This window comes from Quadrisphaera sp. DSM 44207 (assembly GCF_900101335.1).
Classification (GTDB): Bacteria; Actinomycetota; Actinomycetes; order Actinomycetales; family Quadrisphaeraceae; genus DSM-44207.
This window is the reverse complement of the sequence record NZ_FNKA01000001.1, coordinates 674,828-693,008: the sequence shown is the minus strand read 5'-3', so window position 1 is coordinate 693,008 and position 18,181 is coordinate 674,828. Positions and strand designations below refer to the sequence as shown.

The 18,181-nt window shown below is 75.9% G+C and carries 17 protein-coding genes; 10 read left to right on the top strand and 7 right to left on the bottom strand.

Annotation, left to right across the window (positions count from 1 at the left end; translation table 11 throughout):
- Positions 1 to 15: 15 nt before the first annotated feature.
- Positions 16 to 1,107 (bottom strand): permease, encoded by a 1,092-nt coding sequence (locus tag BLS82_RS03200; protein ID WP_218123487.1) that lies wholly within the window; start codon positions 1,105 to 1,107, stop codon positions 16 to 18.
- 80 nt (positions 1,108 to 1,187) lie between these two features.
- On the opposite strand from BLS82_RS03200, the gene BLS82_RS03195 reads away from it, so the two are divergent.
- Positions 1,188 to 1,445: a hypothetical protein gene (locus BLS82_RS03195; RefSeq protein WP_218123486.1), complete on the top strand. Its 258-nt coding sequence runs from the start codon at positions 1,188 to 1,190 to the stop codon at positions 1,443 to 1,445.
- A 52-nt stretch (positions 1,446 to 1,497) separates the two neighbouring features.
- Here BLS82_RS03195 and galK read toward each other — a convergent pair whose 3' ends face one another.
- Together galK and galT are read right to left on the bottom strand one after the other, a co-directional pair.
- Positions 1,498 to 2,784: a galactokinase gene (gene galK, locus BLS82_RS03190; RefSeq protein ID WP_092861485.1), complete on the bottom strand. Its 1,287-nt coding sequence runs from the start codon at positions 2,782 to 2,784 to the stop codon at positions 1,498 to 1,500.
- Positions 2,781 to 3,881 carry a galactose-1-phosphate uridylyltransferase gene (gene galT, locus BLS82_RS03185; protein WP_176818949.1) on the bottom strand — a complete coding sequence of 367 codons (1,101 nt, stop codon included), beginning with the start codon at positions 3,879 to 3,881 and terminating at the stop codon, positions 2,781 to 2,783. The genes galK and galT overlap by 4 nt, the downstream gene beginning before the upstream one ends.
- 149 nt (positions 3,882 to 4,030) lie before the next feature.
- Here galT and trpS point away from each other — a divergent pair, with 149 nt between their 5' ends.
- From trpS to BLS82_RS03170, 3 genes are read left to right on the top strand one after another with little or no spacing between them, the layout of a single operon-like run.
- The gene (gene trpS, locus BLS82_RS03180) at positions 4,031 to 5,035 is read left to right on the top strand and encodes a tryptophan--tRNA ligase (RefSeq protein ID WP_255378070.1); all 1,005 of its coding nucleotides are present in this window, start codon (positions 4,031 to 4,033) and stop codon (positions 5,033 to 5,035) included.
- 8 nt (positions 5,036 to 5,043) lie between these two features.
- Positions 5,044 to 5,571 (top strand): 2'-5' RNA ligase family protein, encoded by a 528-nt coding sequence (locus tag BLS82_RS03175; protein ID WP_176818899.1) that lies wholly within the window; start codon positions 5,044 to 5,046, stop codon positions 5,569 to 5,571.
- A gap of 8 nt (positions 5,572 to 5,579) precedes the next feature.
- Positions 5,580 to 6,725: a YihY/virulence factor BrkB family protein gene (locus tag BLS82_RS03170; RefSeq protein ID WP_176818898.1), complete on the top strand. Its 1,146-nt coding sequence runs from the start codon at positions 5,580 to 5,582 to the stop codon at positions 6,723 to 6,725.
- A 33-nt stretch (positions 6,726 to 6,758) separates the two neighbouring features.
- Here the strand turns inward: BLS82_RS03170 and BLS82_RS03165 are convergent, their stop codons facing one another.
- From BLS82_RS03165 to sdhC, 4 genes are read right to left on the bottom strand one after another with little or no spacing between them, the layout of a single operon-like run.
- Complete coding sequence (locus tag BLS82_RS03165; RefSeq protein WP_092861479.1) at positions 6,759 to 7,505, bottom strand: succinate dehydrogenase iron-sulfur subunit; 747 nt, start codon at positions 7,503 to 7,505, stop codon at positions 6,759 to 6,761.
- Positions 7,505 to 9,259 (bottom strand): succinate dehydrogenase flavoprotein subunit, encoded by a 1,755-nt coding sequence (gene sdhA, locus BLS82_RS03160; protein WP_092862708.1) that lies wholly within the window; start codon positions 9,257 to 9,259, stop codon positions 7,505 to 7,507. The genes BLS82_RS03165 and sdhA overlap by 1 nt, the downstream gene beginning before the upstream one ends.
- 54 nt (positions 9,260 to 9,313) lie before the next feature.
- Positions 9,314 to 9,790, bottom strand: a complete 477-nt coding sequence (sdhD, locus tag BLS82_RS03155; RefSeq protein ID WP_092861477.1) for a succinate dehydrogenase, hydrophobic membrane anchor protein — start codon at positions 9,788 to 9,790, stop codon at positions 9,314 to 9,316.
- A 42-nt stretch (positions 9,791 to 9,832) separates the two neighbouring features.
- Positions 9,833 to 10,234 (bottom strand): succinate dehydrogenase, cytochrome b556 subunit, encoded by a 402-nt coding sequence (sdhC, locus tag BLS82_RS03150; RefSeq protein WP_255378068.1) that lies wholly within the window; start codon positions 10,232 to 10,234, stop codon positions 9,833 to 9,835.
- A gap of 193 nt (positions 10,235 to 10,427) precedes the next feature.
- Between sdhC and BLS82_RS03145 the strand changes: the two genes are divergently transcribed.
- The 6 genes from BLS82_RS03145 to BLS82_RS03120 are packed head-to-tail and all read left to right on the top strand — an operon-like array spanning position 10,428 to position 18,180.
- Entirely contained in the window at positions 10,428 to 11,567 is a 1,140-nt protein-coding gene (locus BLS82_RS03145) for a mannose-1-phosphate guanylyltransferase (protein WP_255378067.1), read from the top strand.
- The gene (locus BLS82_RS03140; protein ID WP_255378066.1) at positions 11,564 to 12,919 is read left to right on the top strand and encodes an amidohydrolase; all 1,356 of its coding nucleotides are present in this window, start codon (positions 11,564 to 11,566) and stop codon (positions 12,917 to 12,919) included. Before BLS82_RS03145 ends, BLS82_RS03140 begins: the two co-directional genes overlap by 4 nt.
- Positions 12,916 to 14,013 carry a BMP family lipoprotein gene (locus BLS82_RS03135; protein ID WP_092861473.1) on the top strand — a complete coding sequence of 366 codons (1,098 nt, stop codon included), beginning with the start codon at positions 12,916 to 12,918 and terminating at the stop codon, positions 14,011 to 14,013. The genes BLS82_RS03140 and BLS82_RS03135 overlap by 4 nt, the downstream gene beginning before the upstream one ends.
- 41 nt (positions 14,014 to 14,054) lie before the next feature.
- Complete coding sequence (locus tag BLS82_RS03130) at positions 14,055 to 15,611, top strand: ABC transporter ATP-binding protein (RefSeq protein WP_092861471.1); 1,557 nt, start codon at positions 14,055 to 14,057, stop codon at positions 15,609 to 15,611.
- A complete protein-coding gene (locus tag BLS82_RS03125; protein WP_092861469.1) occupies positions 15,608 to 16,888 on the top strand; it encodes an ABC transporter permease in 1,281 nt (426 codons plus the stop codon). Before BLS82_RS03130 ends, BLS82_RS03125 begins: the two co-directional genes overlap by 4 nt.
- Entirely contained in the window at positions 16,885 to 18,180 is a 1,296-nt protein-coding gene (locus BLS82_RS03120; protein WP_092861467.1) for an ABC transporter permease, read from the top strand. Before BLS82_RS03125 ends, BLS82_RS03120 begins: the two co-directional genes overlap by 4 nt.
- The last annotated feature ends 1 nt before the right edge of the window (position 18,181 follow it).

Genomic DNA, 18,181 nt, shown 5'->3' with positions numbered 1-18,181 from the left:
CCGGGGCCGCCGCCGTCAGGACAGGACGGCGAGCGCGCCGCCCGCGACCACGGCGACCGCCACCGTGCTCGCGCACACGGCGCCGGTCACGCGCCAGCCCAGCGCCCTGCCGACCATGAGCGCCGACGGCAGGCTCAGCGCCGGCAGCGCGATGAGCAGCGCGCCCAGCACCCCGGCCCCGGCGCCGGCCGCGGCCAGGGCGAGGACGACGGGGATCTCCCCGCCCGTGGGGAGCACCACCACGGCGCCCGCGGCGGCGGCGAGGAGCACCGCGAGCGCACCGCCGGTGCCCAGCAGCTGCCCGAGCGGGGCGCCGACCAGGCCGACCACGAACACCAGCAGCAGGTACTCGGGCACCAGCACGACGGCCAGGCGCGCGAACGCGCGGGCGAGGCGGCCCGGCAGCTCCCGCAGGGGCGGCTCGGCCTGCGCGACCTCGCGGGCCGCGGCCGCGACCTCCTGCTCGGCGGCGGCCGGCGCGGCGGCGCGGCGGTCGGCGACCCGGCCCACGACGGCCGCGACCCCGACCACCAGGAGCAGCCCCAGCCCGGCGCGCACGGCGACCCACGGCCACGGGGTCAGCAGCGCGAGGAAGACGAGCACGGCGGGGTTGAGCACCGGGTTGCCGAGCCAGAAGGCGACGGCGGCGGACGTCGGCACCCCCGCCCGGCGCATGGTGACGGCCAGCGGCGCGGTGCAGCAGGTGCACATCATCCCCGGCAGCGCCAGCAGCCCACCCGCGGCCGAGGAGCCCAGGGCGGTGCGCCGGGCCAGCACGCGCAGCAGCCAGCGCCGCGGCAGCAGCACCTGCACGCACGCGGCCACGACGAGGGCCACGAGCAGGGCCTTCCACACCGAGGCGGTGTACGTCGCGGTGAACGTCCACGCCCGCGCGAGCGCGCCCGTGCCGGCGTCCGCGCCGGCCTGCAGGAGGGAGGAGCCGGGCCAGACCGGGTCGGCCAGCAGGTCCGCCGTCCGCGCCGAGTAGGGCAGCCACTTGGCCCACGCGAGCCCGGCGGCGGCGACGAGGGCGACGACGCCGGCGCCGAGCAGCGTGCGCCGCGCCGGGGCCCGGCCGGTCGGCGCGGGCAGGAGGGGCGTGCTCATGCGCTCATCCTGCGGTGCCCCCTCGCCCGGGCCTGCACCGGGTGGCCCGCGCTCGTGCTCCGGGGAGCTGCAGCCGAGGTGTGGCCGCCGCCGCGGCCGGGTACGAGGGCGGCATGCAGATCGACAAGTCGCAGATCCTCGACCTCCTCCGCTCCCAGGGCAGGGGTGACCAGGCGCAGCAGGCCGACGCCGAGCTGCCCGGCCAGGTCGACACCGACCAGCACGCGGGGCTGCTGAGCAAGTTCGGCTTCGACGTCCAGGACGTGATCCGCATGGTCTCCGGCGGTGGCGGCCAGGGCGGCGGCGTCGGCGGCAAGCTGGGCGGCCTGCTCGGCTGACCACCCCCTGCACTCCCAGCGGCACTCCCAGCGGCACGACCGGCGGCCCGGGTCAGGCGACCCGGGCCGCTCCCGCGCTCGGGACGGCGAGGAGGAACGCCGGCTGCGGGTGCCCGGCCCGCGCGGCCGCCTCGTGCACGGCGGCGGCGACGCGCCCGGCGTCGTCCGCGCGCACGAGCGCGACGGCGGAGCCGCCGAACCCGCCGCCCGTCATCCGCGCCCCGAGCGCGCCGGCGGCCTCGGCCGCCTCGCAGGCGGTGTCCAGCTCCGGGCTGGAGATCTCGTAGTCGTCGCGCATGGAGGCGTGCGAGGCGCTGAGCAGCGGCGCCACCGCCTCGTACCGCTCCTCGCGCAGCAGCGCGACGGCCTCGCGCACCCGCGCCGTCTCCGTGACGACGTGGCGCGTGCGCCGGCGCAGCACCTCCGCGGCGTCGGGGTCGGTGCCCGCGCCGCCCAGCCGCCGCAGGGCGTCGTCGAGGTCGGCCACGGCCGCCAGGTGCTCGACGCCGAGCGCCTGCGCGGCCCGGGCGCTCTCGGCGCGCCGGTCCCCGTACCCGCCGGTGCTGTGCGAGTGCGAGGCGCGGGTGTCCACGACCAGCAGCGCCAGGCCGGCGGGGGCGAGGTCGAGGGGCACCTGCTGCACCGAGGAGTCCCGGGTGTCGAGCAGGATCGCCTGCCCGGGCGTGCAGCGCAGCGACGCCGCCTGGTCCATGCCGCCGGTCGGGGCCCCGGCGACCTCGTTCTCCGCCCGCACGCACGCGGCGGCCAGCGCGGCCCGGCCCGCGTCGTCGGTCGGCAGGCCGAGGGCGTCGGCGAGGGCCACCGCGACGGCGCACTCCAGCGCCGCGGAGCTGGACAGGCCCGCGCCGATCGGCACGGCGGAGTCGACCGCGACGTCGACGCCCGGCACGTCGTGGCCCGCCTCGCGCAGCGCCCACAGCACCCCGGCCGCGTACGCGGCCCAGCCGGACGGCGACCCCGGCCCCACGTCGGGCAGGCGGCCCTCCCAGCGGGCCGCGTCCTCCCCGAGGGCGGACGCGGAGACCAGCCGCACCGCGTCGTCCTCGCGCACGCGCACCGCGACGACCGTGCGGTGCGGCAGCGCCAGGGGCAGCACCGGGCCGCCGTTGTAGTCCAGGTGCTCGCCGATGAGGTTCACGCGCCCCGGCGCGGCCCACACGCCGTCCGGCCCGCCGCCGCCGCCGCTGCTGTCGTCGCTGCTGCCGCCGCCGCCGCCGCCGCCGAAGGCCTCGGAGAACGCGGCCGCCACCGCGCGCGCCGCCTCGGCCGGGTCGCGCGCGGGCAGCCAGGTCGGGGAGGCGTGCGCGGCGGGGTTCACGAGGCCACCTCCCGCAGCCGGTCGGCGATCCGCTCGGGCGTGGTGTCGTTGACCCACGCGCCCATGCCGGACTCCGAGCCGGCCAGGTACTTCAGGCGGCCGGGGGAGCGCATGACCGAGAACGCCTGCAGGTGCAGGCGGCCCAGCTCGCGGCCCTCCCCGACCGGCGCCTGGTGCCAGCCGGAGATGTACGGCAGCCGCTGCACCCCCTCGAAGCAGCGGTCGAGGCGGGCCAGCAGCTCGGAGTAGACCACCGCCAGCTCGTCGCGCTCGGCGCCGTCGAGGGCGGCGAGGTCGGGCACGTCCCGGTGCGGGGCCAGGTGCACCTCCACCGGCCACCGGGCGGCGGCCGGCACGTACGCCGTCCAGGCCTCCCCGGAGAGCACCACGCGGGTGCCGGCGCGGCGCTCGGCGTCGAGGACGTCGCGCAGCAGGCTCCCGCCGGTGGCGCGCCGGTGGGCCTCGGCCTGGCGCAGCAGCGCGGCGGTGCGCGGCGTCGCGGTGGGATAGGCGTAGATCTGCCCGTGCGGGTGCTGCAGCGTCACGCCGATCTCCACGCCGCGGTTCTCGAACGGGAAGACCTGCCCCACGCCGTCCAGCGCGGACAGCTCGGCGGTGCGGTCGGCCCACGCCTCGACGACGGTGCGCACCCGCTCCACCGGCAGGTCGGCGAAGGTGGCGTCGTGGTCGGCGGTGAAGCAGACCACCTCGGTGCGCCCGACGGCCGGGCGCACCGGCCACAGCGCCTCCCCGTCGACGAGCCCGGCGGGCTCGCGGGCCAGCTCGGTGCCGGCGCCGGCGTAGGAGGGGAAGCGGTTCTCGAAGACCACGACGTCGTAGTCGCCGGCGGGGACCTCCCCGGCCGGGCGGCCCGGTCGCGCCGGGCACAGCGGGCACAGGTCCGCCGGCGGCATGAACGTGCGGGTCATGCGGTGCGCGGCCAGGGCCACCCACTCGCCGGTGAGGACGTCGTAGCGCATGGTCGAGGTGCTGGCCACCGGCGGCAGGTCGCGGGTGTCGCGCAGCTCGCGCGTGGCGGCGCCGGAGGCGTACGGCTCGGAGTCGTCGAAGTACAGCAGCTGGCGCCCGTCCGCCATGCGGGTCGCCGTCCGGCGCACCCGGTGCCCTGAGCCGTCCCGGTGCCCTGAGCCGTCCGGGTGCCCTGAGCCGTCCACCTGCTGCCTCCTCGCTCGCGGTCCCGGTGCGGCGCACGACCCTACTCGCGCGGGGTGGTTGGATGGACCGCGTGCCAGCTCGCCTCCTCTCCGGCATGCAGCCGACCGCTGGTTCCCTGCACCTGGGGAACCACCTGGGGGCGCTGGCGAACTGGGTGCGGCTGCAGCAGGACCACGAGGTGCGCTGCTTCGTCGCGGACCTGCACGCCCTGACGGTCACCCCCGACCCCGCCGTGCTGCGCGAGCGCACCCGGCGCGTCGTGGCGCAGTACCTGGCCGCGGGCATCGACCCCGAGCGCTCCACCGTCTTCGTCCAGAGCCACCTGCCCCAGCCGCCGCAGCTGGCGTGGGTGCTCTCCTGCCTGGCCGGCTTCGGCGAGGCCAGCCGGATGACGCAGTTCAAGGACAAGTCCGCGCGCTCGGGCGCCGGCGGCGCCTCCGTGGGCCTGTTCACCTACCCCCTGCTGCAGGCGGCCGACATCCTGCTGCAGGACGCCGACGGCGTGCCCGTCGGCGAGGACCAGCGCCAGCACCTCGAGCTCACGCGCGACCTCGCGCAGCGCTTCAACGCCCGCTACGGCCGGGCGCTCGTGGTCCCCGAGGCGCTCGTCGTCCCGGCGACCGCGAAGATCGCCGACCTGCAGGACCCCACGGCCAAGATGTCCAAGAGCGCCGCCTCGCAGTCCGGCGTCCTCCACCTCCTCGACGACCCGGCCGTGAACGCCAAGAAGATCCGCTCCGCCGTCACCGACACCGGCCGCGAGGTGGTCTTCGACCCGGTCGCCAAGCCCGGGGTGTCCAACCTGCTGACCATCCGCTCGGCCCTGTCCGGCGTGCCGGTGCAGCAGCTGGAGGAGGACTTCGCCGGCCGCGGCTACGGGGACCTGAAGAAGGACGTCGCCGAGGTCGTCACGGAGGTCCTCGGCGGGCTGCGCCAGCGCGCGCTGGACCTGCTCGCCGACCCCGCGGAGCTCGACGCGGTGATGGCCCGGGGCGCCGAGCGCGCCGGTCGGTGCGCGGCCGACGTGCTGGCGCGCGTCCACGAGCGGGTGGGCCTGCTGCCCGCGAGGCGCTGACGCGCCCCGTGTCGACCGACGAGGTCACCATCGGCGTGGCGATCCCCGTGCCCGCCCCGCACGCCGAGGAGCTGCAGCGGTGGCGCGCCGACTTCGGCGACCCGCTGGCCTGGGCGATCCCCGCGCACGTGACGCTCGTGCCCCCGACCGGGGTGGACGCCGGCTCGCTCGACGCGGTGCGCGAGCACCTGGCGACGTGCGCCGCCCGCACGCGCCCGTTCCGGATGAGCCTGAGCGGCACCAGCAGCTTCCGCCCGGTCTCCCCGGTCGTCTTCGTGCGGGTCGGGGACGGCGCGGGGGAGTGCGAGCTGCTGGAGCGGTGCGTGCGCACCGGTCCGCTGGACGGCCGCCGGCGCTTCCCGTACCACCCCCACGTCACCGTCGCCCACGAGGTGGACGACGAGTCCCTGGACCGCGCCGCCAAGACGCTCTGCGACTACGAGGCGGACTTCCCCGTCTCGGCCATGACGCTGTACGCCCACGGCCCGGACGGCGTGTGGCGGCCGGTCACCGAGTTCCTCCTCGGCGCCGGCTGACCCCCGCCGTGGCCCGGCTCGCCTCCCTCCTGCACCGCCTGGCGATCAGCCACCCCGGCCGCGCGGTGGCGCACTACGCGGCGCACCGCGGCACCGTGCTCGCCGGCGGCCTCGCCTACGTGGCGCTGTTCTCCCTCGTCTCCTCCGTCATCGCCGCCTTCACGGTGGTCGGGCTCGTGGTCGGGCAGGACTTCCTCCTGCGCGACCAGGTGGTGGCGGCGATCGACACGCAGGTGCCCGGGCTGCTGCGCACGGAGCAGGACCCGCAGGGCGTCCTGGGGGTCGAGGACCTGTTCCGGCGCGACCTGCTCAGCAGCACCGGCGCCCTGTTCTTCGTCACGGCCCTGGTCTCCGGGCTGGGCTGGGTCGGGGCGCTGCGCGACGGGGTGCGGGCGATGTTCGGCGTCCCCCAGCTGGACGTCGGCGTCCTGGCCCGGCGGCTGAGGGACCTGCGGGGCCTGCTCACCTTCGGCGTGGTCCTGCTCGCCTCGGCCGTGCTGTCCGTGACCGTCAACGCCTTCGGGGGCTGGCTGCTGCGCCTGGTCGGCCTCGAGGGCGGCCCGGCGGGCGCCGCGCTGCTGCGGGTCCTCAGCGTGCTCGCGGTGCTCGTCGTCGACACGACGATCTTCGTCGTCGTCCTGCGCGGCCTGTCGGGGGTGCCCCTGCCGTGGCGGGAGGTGCGCACCGCCGCCCTGGTGGGCGCCGTCGGGCTCGGGGCGCTCAAGCTCTTCGGCGGGATCCTCCTGCGCGCCATCACCACGAACAGCAGCAACCCGGTCCTCGCCACGTCCGCCGTGCTCGTCGGCCTGCTGCTGTGGATGAACGTCGTCTCGCGCGTGGTGCTGTTCGCCGCCGCCTGGGCCGCGACCTCGCCCGGCGTCGTCGCCGTCGTCACCGCCCGGGAGGCGCAGCCCGTCCTCGGGCCCGAGGTCGGGCCGGTCGCCGCGGTCGGCGCGGCGGTGCTCAGCGGCGCTGCGCTGCCCGCCGGTGCCGACCTCCCGGCCGGTGTCGTCCTGCCCGCCGGGGGACGGGGACGCGCCGGCACGGGAGCGGTCCTGGCCGCCGGCGCGCTGCTGGGGGCCGGGGCGGCGCTGAGCGCGAGGACGGCGACCGAGGTCCTGCGGACCCGCTCCCGACGGCGCGCCGGCGCCTGAGGGCCCAGCCCCGCCCCGCGGAGCGGCGCCGGGTCAGAGCTTGCGCGTCAGCAGCGCCTGCTTGACCTCGGCGATCGCCTTCGTCACCTGGATCCCGCGCGGGCAGGCCTCCGAGCAGTTGAAGGTGGTGCGGCAGCGCCACACGCCCTCGCGGTCGTTGAGGACCTCCAGGCGCAGGTCGGCGCCCTCGTCGCGGCTGTCGAAGATGAACCGGTGCGCGTTGACGATCGCCGCCGGGCCGAAGTACTGCCCGTCGGTCCAGAACACCGGGCACGAGCTGGTGCACGCGGCGCACAGGATGCACTTGGTGGTGTCGTCGAAGCGCTCGCGGTCCTGCGCCGACTGCAGGCGCTCGCGGGTCGGCTCGTGCCCGGAGGTGATGAGGAAGGGCATGATCTCGCGGTAGGACTGGAAGAACGGCTCCATGTCCACCACGAGGTCCTTCTCCACCGGCAGGCCCTTGATGGGCTCGACGAGGATCGGCTTGGACGGGTCGAGGTCCTTCAGCAGCGCCTTGCACGCCAGCCGGTTGCGGCCGTTGATGCGCATGGCGTCGGAGCCGCAGACCCCGTGCGCGCAGGAGCGGCGGAAGGTCAGGGACCCGTCCAGGTCCCACTTGATCTTGTGCAGGGCGTCGAGCAGCCGGTCGGTGCCGTGCGCCGTGACGGTGTAGTCGACCCAGTGCGGCGCCTGGTCCTGCTCCGGGTCGTAGCGGCGCACCCGGATGGTGACGTCGAAGGACGGCACGCCCGGGGGGGTGGCGGGCTTGTCGGCGGGCATCAGTACTTGCGCTCCATCGGCTGGTAGCGGGTGGTGACGACCGGCTTGGTGTCCAGGCGGACGCCCTCGCGCCCGCCGGCGTCCACCGTCCGGTAGGCCATCGTGTGCCGCATGTGGTTCACGTCGTCGCGGTGGGGGTGGTCCTCGCGGAAGTGCCCGCCGCGGGACTCCTTGCGCTCCAGCGCGCCCGCGACGATCACCTCGGCGAGCTCGAGCAGGAAGCCCAGCTCGATCGCCTCGAGGAGGTCGGTGTTGTAGCGGCGGCCCTTGTCCTGCACGGACACGCGCGCGTAGCGCTCGCGCAGCCCCTGCACGTCGGCCAGGGCCTGCTTGAGGGTGACCTCGGTGCGGAAGACCTGGGCGTTGAGGTCCATGGTCTCCTGCAGCTCGCGCCGCAGCACGGACACGCGCTCGCTGCCGGTGGACGAGCGCATGCCCTCGACCATGTCGACGACGAGGGCCTCCGGGGCCTCGGGCAGCTCCGGCGTGGTGCTGCGCAGGGCGTGGTCGGCGGCCGCGACGCCCGCCCGCTTGCCGAAGACGTTGATGTCGAGCAGGGAGTTGGTGCCCAGGCGGTTCGAGCCGTGCACGCTCACGCACGCGACCTCCCCGGCGGCGTACAGGCCCGGCACGACGGTCTCGTTGTCGGCGAGGACCTCCGCCGTCACCGTCGTCGGCACCCCGCCCATGGCGTAGTGGGCGGTCGGGTAGACCGGTACCGGGTCGGTGTACGGCTCGACGCCGAGGTAGGTGCGCGCGAACTCGGTGATGTCCGGCAGCTTGGCGTCGATGTGCGCGGGCTCGAGGTGCGTGAGGTCCAGCAGCACGTAGTCCTTGTCGGGGCCGGCGCCGCGCCCCTCGCGCACCTCGTTGGCCATCGAGCGGGCGACGATGTCGCGCGGCGCGAGGTCCTTGATCGTCGGCGCGTAGCGCTCCATGAAGCGCTCGCCGTCGCCGTTGCGCAGGATCCCGCCCTCGCCGCGGGCGGCCTCGGAGAGCAGGATCCCCAGGCCGGCCAGGCCCGTGGGGTGGAACTGGAAGAACTCCATGTCCTCCAGCGGCAGGCCGCGCCGGTAGGCGATGCCCATGCCGTCGCCCGTGAGGGTGTGCGCGTTGGAGGTGGTCTTGTAGACCTTGCCCGCGCCGCCGGTGGCCAGCACCACGGACGTGGCCCGGAAGACGTGCACGTCGCCCGTGGCGAGCTCGTAGGCGACCACGCCGGCGGTGGTGCGCACGCCGTCGACGTCGGTGAGCAGCAGGTCCAGGACGTAGAACTCGTTGAAGAACTCCACCTCGTGCTTGACGCACTGCTGGTAGAGGGTCTGCAGGATCATGTGGCCGGTGCGGTCGGCCGCGTAGCAGGAGCGGCGCACGGCGGCCTCGCCGTGGTTGCGGGTGTGTCCGCCGAAGCGGCGCTGGTCGATGCGGCCCTCGGGCGTGCGGTTGAAGGGCAGGCCCATCTTCTCCAGGTCGAGGACCGCGTCGATGGCCTCCTTGCACATGACCTCGGCGGCGTCCTGGTCGACGAGGTAGTCACCGCCCTTGACGGTGTCGAAGGTGTGCCACTCCCAGTTGTCCTCCTCGACGTTGGCGAGGGCGGCGCACATGCCGCCCTGCGCCGCGCCGGTGTGGGAGCGGGTGGGGTACAGCTTCGTCAGCACCGCGGTGCGCGTGCGCTGGCCGGCCTCCAGGGCCGCGCGCATGCCGGCGCCGCCAGCGCCGACGATGACCACGTCGTAGTGGTGGGTGTGCAGGTGGGTGGTGTCCACGAGGGCCTCCGGGGGTGGCGGGGGTCGCGGTCGCGCTGGTCAGGCCGCGGACGGGCAGAAGGAGGGCAGGTCCGCGGCGGCGGCGCCGACGGGGCACGGGTCGAACGTGAAGATCACCAGGGTGCCGAGGAGCACGGTGACCGCGAACGCCGTCCACAGCAGGGTCTTGAGGACCATGCGGGTGCTGTTGCGCTCGGTGTAGTCGTTGATGATCGTGCGCACGCCGATCGTGCCGTGCAGCATCGCCAGCCACAGCAGCAGCAGGTCCCACACCTGCCAGAACGGGTTGGCCCACTTGCCGGCGACGAAGCCGAAGTCGACCTGGTTGATGCCGTCGCCGGCGACGAGGTTGACGAACAGGTGCACGAGCACCATGACGACGAGCAGCACGCCGGAGATGCGGGTGAACAGCCACGCGTACATCTCGTAGTTGCTGCGCGTGGAGCGGGTGCGGCGGTACGGCGAGCGGGGCGCGTCGACCGGCGGGGACGTGGCGGGGGTGGTCTGCAGGGCCATCGGAGCGCCTTCCTCCAGGAGTGGCGTCGGTGCCGGGTGGCGTCAGTGGGAGAGGACGATGCCCATGTGGCGGACGAGGAAGGGCACGAACAGGAGCACGAACAGCCCCATCGCCGCCCAGAACATGTGCCGCTGGTACAGCGAGCCCCGGCGCCAGAAGTCGACGAGCACCACGCGCACGCCGTTGAGGGCGTGGAAGAGGACGGCGGCCACCAGGCCCGCCTCGCCCAGGCCGACGACCGGGTTCTTGTAGCTCGCCATGATCGCGTTGTAGGCCTCGGGGGAGACCCGGACCAGGGCGGTGTCGAGGACGTGGACCAGGAGGAACACGAAGATCAGCACACCGGTGATCCGGTGGCCGACCCAGGACCACATGCCCTCGCGGCCGCGGTACAGGGTGCCGGTGCGACCGGAGACGGTGGGGATGGCCGGCAGGGTGGGCACGGGCGCCTCCTCGGGTGCTCGGGGCGCGTCGTCCGCGGCGGGGCGGTGGGACGGCGGCGTCCACGCTTCAGGACTGCAGGTGAACAGCAGGAGCGTACTGAGTGGAGCGCCGCCGGCGGCCTCGCCGGTGCCAGGACGTGACCAACACCTCACGACGGGGCAGGAGGGAGGGGGCGTGCCAGGATCGGGTGCCGTGACCAGCGCCCTGCCCGGCTTCGCGGCCGTCGTGCCGGCCGGCGGCGCCGGCACCCGCCTGTGGCCCCTCTCGCGGGCCTCCAGCCCGAAGTTCCTGCACGACCTGACGGGCACGGGCCGCACGCTGCTGCAGGCCACGTGGGACCGCCTCGCGCCCCTGGCGGGCCCGGAGCGGGTGCTCGTCGTCACCGGCGCCGCGCACGCCGGCGCGGTGCGCGAGCAGCTGCCCGGCCTGGCGGCCTCCGCCCTGCTCGCCGAGCCGTCCCCGCGCGACTCGATGGCCGCGATCGGCCTGGCCGCGGCCGTGCTCGCGCGCCGGGAGGGCGAGGACGTCGTGGTCGGCTCCTTCGCCGCCGACCACGTCGTGGCCCCGGCCGACCTGCCCGCCTTCGCCGAGGCCGTGCGCCAGGCGGTGGTCGCCGCCGAGGCGGGCTGGGTCGTCACCATCGGCATCGAGCCGACGTCGCCGGCCACGGGCTTCGGGTACGTGCGCACCGGCGAGCCGCTGGGCCTGGACGGTGCGCCGCTGGCGCACCGGGCCGCCGACTTCGTCGAGAAGCCGGACGCCGCCACCGCCGCCGCCTACCTCGCCGGCGGGCGGCACCGGTGGAACGCCGGGATGTTCGTGGCGCGCGCGGGCGTGCTGCTGGGCCACCTGGCGCGGCAGCTGCCCGCCCTGCACGACGGGCTGCGCGCGATCGCCGCCGCCTGGGACGGCCCGCAGCGCGCGGCCGTGCTCGACGCCACCTGGCCGCGCCTGACGCGGATCGCCGTCGACCACGCCGTCGCCGAGCCGGTCGCGGCCGCCGGCGGCGTCGCCGTCGTGCCCGGCGCCTTCGGCTGGGACGACGTGGGGGACTGGGACTCCCTGGCCTCCCTGCTGCCGGGCGGGCCGGGCGGCGCGGCCGTGCTGGGAGACCCCGCCCTGGTGCGCGCCACCGCGGTCGGGGACGGCGGGGACGGGCGCGCGGGCGTCGTCGTGCCGGCCTCGGGCCGGGCGGTCTCCGTCGTCGGCGTGCCGGGCGCCGTCGTCGTCGACACCCCCGACGCCCTGCTGGTGACCACGCGCGAGCACGCCCAGCTCGTCAAGGGCGAGGTCGAGGCGTGGCGCGCCGCCGGCCGGACGGACCTGCTGTGACCGGTCCCGCCGCCGCCGGCCCCGGCGCGCCGTCCCTGGGCGCCCTGCTGGCCCCGCACCTGGAGCGCCTGGTGGCGCTGCGCCGCGACGTGCACGCGCACCCGGAGACCGCGCACGTGGAGCACCGCACGACGGCGGTCGTGGCGCAGCTGCTGCGCGAGGCGGGCCTGCACCCGCGGCTGCTGCCGGGCACGGGGCTGGTGTGCGACGTCGGGGAGGGCGAGCGCGCGGTCGCGCTGCGCGCCGACCTCGACGCGCTGCCGCTGGCGGACGAGACCTCCAGCCCCTTCGCCTCCACGGTCGAGGGCGTCGCGCACGCGTGCGGGCACGACGTGCACACCGCCGTGGTCGCCGGCGCCGGGGTGCTGCTGGCCGACCTGGCGCGGGCCGGGCGGCTGCCGGGGCGGGTGCGCCTGGTCTTCCAGCCCGCCGAGGAGGCCACCCCGGGCGGGGCCCTCGACGTGCTCGCGGCGGGCGGCGTGGACGGCGTGGAGCGGATCTTCGCCGTCCACTGCGACCCGCACACCGACGTCGGGCGCGTCGGCCTGCGCGTGGGGCCGATCACCTCCGCCTTCGACCGCGTCCTGGTGCGCCTGCGCGGCCCGGGCGGGCACACCTCCCGCCCCCACCTGACGGGCGACCTCGTCTTCGCGCTCGGCAAGGTCGTCACCGAGGTGCCGGCCGTGCTCTCGCGCCGCCTGGACCCCCGCGCGGGCGTGAGCATGGTCTGGGGGCGCGTGAGCGCGGGCGGCGCCGCGAACGCCATCCCGCGCCTGGGCGTGGCCGAGGGCACGCTGCGCTGCGTGCGCGCCGACGCCTGGGCCGCCGCGGGGGAGATGTTCACGCGGGTGGTCGAGGACGTGGTCGAGCCCTACGGGGTCAGCGCCGAGGTCGAGCTCCTGCGCGGGGTGCCGCCGGTGGTCAACGACGCGGTGAGCACGGGCCTGCTCGAGCACGCCGCCGCCACCGAGCTGGGGGAGGGCGCGGCGGTGCCCACCGACCAGAGCCTGGGCGGGGAGGACTTCGCCTGGTACCTGGAGCGGCTGCCCGGCGCCATGGCGCGCCTGGGCACCCGCACCCCCGGCGGCCCCACGCACGACCTGCACCGCGGCGACTTCGAGCCCGACGAGCGGGCGATCGCCGTCGGGGCGCGCCTGCTGGCGGCCACGGCGACGACCGCCCTGCACGAGCCGGCGCAGCCCGTGACCGCCGCGGGCCGAGCCGGTGGCGTCCCGATCACAGAACGGGAACGAACGCCCACCGGGCCTCGTCGCGCCCCGGCGGGCGGTCCTACAGTCCAGCCCGACGCGGCGCGGAGGTCCCGGCAGCCGCACCAGGAGGACGCGACGTGAAGAAGATCATCGGGGCGACGGCCCTGGCCGGTGTGGTGGCCCTGGCGGCCGCGTGCGGGGAGGCCCCCGAGGAGGCCACCGGCACGGACGCCGGCGCGGGCGGCGGCGAGACCTCCGCCGCGGCGGCCGAGGACTTCACCGCCTGCATGGTCACCGACGCCGGGGGCGCCGACGACCGCTCGTTCAACCAGTCCGCGTACGAGGGCCTGACGGCGCTCGAGGAGTCCGCGGGCATCGAGGTGACGCTGCTGGAGTCCAGCTCCGAGGCGGACTACGGGCCGAACCTGGCGCAGACCACCAGCCAGGACTGCGGCATCACCGTCACCGTGGGCTTCCTGCTCGCGGGCGCGACCGCCGAGGCCGCCCAGGCGAACCCCGACCAGCAGTTCGCCCTCGTCGACTCCACGACCGAGCCGCCGCTGGAGAACGTCAAGCCGCTGCTGTTCGACACCGCCCAGGCCTCCTACCTGGCCGGCTACCTCGCCGCGGGCACGACCCGGACCGGCACGGTCGCCACCTTCGGCGGCGTCAACATCCCGACCGTGACGGTGTTCATGGACGGCTTCGCGGACGGCGTCGCCGCCTACAACCAGGCGCGCGGGGCGGACGTGCGGGTGCTGGGGTGGGACAAGGCGGCCCAGGACGGCTCCTTCACCGGCGACTTCGAGAACCAGGCCAACGGCCAGGCGCTGACCGAGCAGTTCATCCAGCAGGGCGCCGACGTCGTGATGCCGGTCGCCGGCCCCGTCGGCCTGGGCGCCGCGGCGGCCGCGCAGGCGAACGGGAGCACGAGGGTGATCTGGGTCGACACCGACGGCTACGAGTCGGCGTCCCAGTACGCGCCGCTGTTCCTCTCCAGCGTCGTCAAGGAGATCGACCAGGCCGTCACCGACGTCACCACGGCGGCCGTCGAGGGCGAGTTCTCCGCCGACCCGTACGTCGGCACCCTGGAGAACGGCGGCGTGGGCCTCGCGCCCTACCACGACTTCGAGGACGACGTGCCCCAGCAGCTCAAGGACGAGATCGACGCCCTGCGCGAGCGGATCGCCAGCGGCGAGCTCGTCGTCGAGTCCCCGTCGACCCCGACCTCCTGACGCCCGCGCGGGCGCAGGGCGCACGAGCACGAGGAGGCGGCGTGGAGCTGGAGCTGCGCGGGGTCACCAAGCGGTTCGGGTCGCTGGTGGCCAACGACGCGATCGACCTCGTGGTCGCCCCCGGCGAGATCCACTGCCTGCTGGGGGAGAACGGCGCCGGCAAGTCCACGCTGATGAACGTGCTGTACGGGCTGCTGCGCCCGGACGCCGGCGAGGTGCTCGTCGACGGGCGCCCGGTCGGCTTCTCCGGCCCCGGCGACGCCCTCGCCGCCGGCATCGGCATGGTGCACCAGCACTTCATGCTCGTGCCCGTCTTCACGGTCGCGGAGAACGTCGTCCTCGGCGCCGAGCCGGTGCGCGGCGGCGGGCTGCTCGACCTCGCGCAGGCCCGCCGGCGGGTGCGGGAGGTCTCGCAGCGCTACGGCTTCGACGTCGACCCCGACGCCCTCGTGGAGGACCTGCCCGTCGGCGTCCAGCAGCGCGTGGAGATCATCAAGGCGCTGGTGCGGGACGCGCGGGTGCTGATCCTCGACGAGCCCACCGCCGTCCTGACGCCGCAGGAGACCGACGAGCTCATTGAGATCATGCAGCAGCTGCGCGCGGCCGGGACGTCGGTGGTCTTCATCACGCACAAGCTGCGCGAGGTGCGGGCGGTCGCCGACCGCATCACCGTGATCCGCCGCGGGCGGGTCGTGGGCACCGCCGCGCCCGACGCCGCGGAGAGCGAGCTGGCCTCCCTCATGGTCGGCCGCGAGGTGACCCTCACCGTCGAGAAGGCCCCGGCGGCGCCGGGGGAGGCGACCTTCGTCGTCGAGGACCTCGTCGTCGTCGACGAGCGCGGCCACCGCGTCGTCGACGGGCTGGACCTGCAGGTGCGCCGCGGCGAGGTGCTGGCGCTCGCCGGGGTGCAGGGCAACGGGCAGACCGAGCTGACCGAGGCGATCCTCGGGCTGCAGCCGGGCGCGAGCGGCTCGATCCGCCTCGGCGGCGTCGAGCTGCTCGGGCGCACGCCGCGCCAGGTCCTCGACGCCGGGGTCGGGTTCGTGCCGGAGGACCGCACCGTCGACGGCCTGGTCGGCACCTTCTCCGTGGCCGAGAACATGGTGCTCGACCTGCACGGCTCCCCGCCCTACGCGCAGGGGCTCTCGCTGCGCACCCGCGTCGTGCGCGCCTTCGCGCAGGAGAAGGTGCGCGAGTTCGACGTCCGCACCCCCAGCGTCGACACCCCCGCCGGCTCGCTGTCCGGCGGCAACCAGCAGAAGGTCGTCCTCGCCCGCGAGCTGGCCCGGCCGCTGCAGCTGTTCATCGCCTCCCAGCCCACCCGCGGCCTGGACGTCGGCTCGATCGAGTTCGTGCACCGGCGGATCGTCGCCGAGCGCGACTCCGGCACCCCGGTGATCATCTCCTCGACGGAGCTGGACGAGGTGGTCGCCCTCGCCGACCGGATCGCCGTGGTCTACCGCGGCCGCGTCGTGGGCGTCGTGCCCGCGGACACCCCCCGCGACGTCCTGGGGCTGATGATGGCCGGCGTCCCGCACGAGGAGGCCGCGCGCACGGCCGGCGCCTCCTCCGCCTCCCCCGCCGAGGACAGCCCGTGAGCCAGCCGGACGAGACCCCGACCGCCGCCGTCGCCAGCGGGGGGGAGCCGGGCAGCAGCGGCGGTCCGGTCCTGCACCCGGAGGCGCGCGGCGCGGGCGCCTGGCCGGCCCCCTCCCGGCTGGGCACCGCGGGAAACACCGTCGCGGCGGTCCTGCTCGCCCTGCTCGTGGGCGCCGTGCTGATCGTGGTGTCCACGGAGGAGGTCCAGGAGGCCTCCGGCTACTTCTTCGCCCGCCCCCAGGACACGCTCGCCGCGGCCTGGACGGCGGTGAGCGAGGCCTACGCCGCGCTGTTCGCCGGGTCGGTGCTCGACCTCGGGGCGGACTCGCCCTCCGGTGCGCTGCGCCCGCTGACCGAGACTCTGGTGTGGGCGACGCCGCTGGTCGCCGGCGGGCTGGCGGTCGCGCTGGCGTTCCGCACCGGCCTGTTCAACATCGGCGTCGAGGGCCAGATCATCCTGGCGGCGATCTTCGCGGCGTACGTCGGCTTCGCCCTGGACCTGCCCGCCGGGCTGCACCTGCTGCTCGCCGTGGTGGCCGGCGTCGTCGGCGGCGCGCTGTGGGGCGGGGTCGTCGGCGTGCTCAAGGCCACCACCGGCGCCCACGAGGTCATCGTCGCGATCATGCTCAACTACGTGGCGCGCTTCCTCGTCGCCTACCTGCTGACGACGTCCGCGTTCCGGCGCGAGGGCCGCAACGACCCGATCAGCCCGCCGATCCTCGAGACGGCGGTGCTGCCGCGGCTGTTCGGCGACGCCCACCGCCTGCACGCGGGGATCCTGCTCTCGCTCGCGGCGGCGGTGTTCGTGTGGTGGCTGCTCACCCGCAGCACGGTCGGGTTCCGCTTCCGCGCCGTCGGGCAGAACCCGCACGCCGCCCGCACGGCGGGGATCTCGGTGGAGCGCTCCTACACCGGCGTGATGCTCGTGTGCGGCGGCCTGGCGGGCCTCGCGGGCGTCGCCCAGGTGCTCGGCACCGAGCGGTTCCTCGCCGGCGGGGTCTCCAGCGGTCTGGGGTTCGACGCCATCACGGTCGCCCTGCTCGGCCGCTCCAGCCCGGTGGGCGCGGTGGCCGCCGGGCTGCTCTTCGGCGCCCTGCGCGCCGGGGGCCTGACGATGCAGGCGCGCACCGGCACGAGCCTGGACCTCGTGGTGGTGCTGCAGTCCCTCATCGTGCTCTTCGTCGCCGCCCCCGCCCTGGTGCGGGCGCTGCGCCCTCGGCTGCCGCGCCGACGCCGCCGCGCCGCTGAGCCGGCCCTGGCCGGAGGTGCCCGGTGAGCACGCCGTCGACCCTGGCGCCCGAGCGCGCGGCCACCGCGACCCCCGGCCCCGCGACCGCGCGGCGCAGCTGGAAGCAGCCGGTCGTCCTCGGCGTCCTCGCCCTCGCAGCCCTGGTGGGCTTCGGGCTGCTGCCAGCGGGCGGCCTGCGCAGCACGTTCGCGCTCGCGCTGGGCTCCGAGGCGGTGCAGCTGCCGCCGGTCGCCGTGCCCAGCCGCGCCGCCGCGGTGGTGCTGGCGCTGCTGTGCGCCGCGGTGGCGGCGTGGTCGGCCGTGCTCGCCCGCGCCGGGCGGCGCACGCCGGCCTGGGCGACGGCCCTCTTCGGGGTCGCGTGGGTGCTGGCGTTCCTGTGCTGGGCCGTGGCCGGGCGCAGCATCCCCTTCACCGGGCTGCTGCGCGGCACGCTGCTGCTCGCCGTCCCGCTGGTCTTCGGCGCTCTGGCCGGCGTCCTCTGCGAGCGCGCCGGCGTGATCAACATCGCGATCGAGGGGCAGCTGCTCGCCGGTGCCTTCGCCTCCGCCGTCGTCGCGAGCCTGACGGACAGCGCCTACGCCGGCCTGCTCGCCGCGCCGCTGGCCGGCCTGGTGGTCGGCGCGCTGCTCGGGCTGTTCTCGCTGCGCTACCTCGTCGACCAGACGATCGTGGGCGTCGTCCTCAACGTCCTCGTCATCGGGTTCACGAGCTTCCTCTACGGGCAGCTGCTCGCGCCCGAGGCGGACACCTTCAACACCCCGCCCGTCCTGGCCTCGCTGCCGGTGCCGCTGCTGTCGCAGGTCCCGGTGCTCGGGCCCGTTCTCTTCGACCAGTCGATCGTCGTCTACCTCATGTACGCCGTGGTCGCCGTCGTCCACGTCGCGCTCTTCCGCACCCGGTGGGGCCTGCGCGTGCGCGCGGTGGGCGAGCACCCCAGGGCCGCCGACACCCTCGGCGTGCGCGTGCTCGCCGTGCGGTGGCGCAACGTGCTGCTCGGCGGCGCGGTCGCCGGCCTGGGCGGGGCGTTCTTCACCCTGGGCCGGGTGGGGGCGTTCGGGGAGGAGATGACGGCGGGCCAGGGGTTCATCGCCATCGCCGCGATGATCTTCGGCCGGTGGAAGCCGCTGGGGGCGCTGGGCGCCGCGCTGCTGTTCGGGTTCGCGTACAGCCTGCAGCAGACGCTGTCCACGATCGACTTCCCGGTGCCCGGCCAGCTGATGCTGATGCTGCCGTACCTGGCGACGATCCTCGCGGTCGCCGGCCTGGTCGGGCGGGTGCGGGCGCCGGCCGCGGACGGCGTCCCGTACGGGAAGGGCTGAG

Excerpts from the sequence above, each read along its gene's own strand:
- BLS82_RS03200 (WP_218123487.1), bottom strand. The coding sequence starts at position 1,107 with ATGAGCACGCCCCTCCTGCCCGCGCCGACCGGCCGGGCCCCGGCGCGG.
- galT (WP_176818949.1), bottom strand. The coding sequence starts at position 3,881 with ATGGCGGACGGGCGCCAGCTGCTGTACTTCGACGACTCCGAGCCGTAC.
- BLS82_RS03165 (WP_092861479.1), bottom strand. The coding sequence starts at position 7,505 with ATGCCCGCCGACAAGCCCGCCACCCCCCCGGGCGTGCCGTCCTTCGAC.
- sdhD (WP_092861477.1), bottom strand. The coding sequence starts at position 9,790 with ATGGCCCTGCAGACCACCCCCGCCACGTCCCCGCCGGTCGACGCGCCC.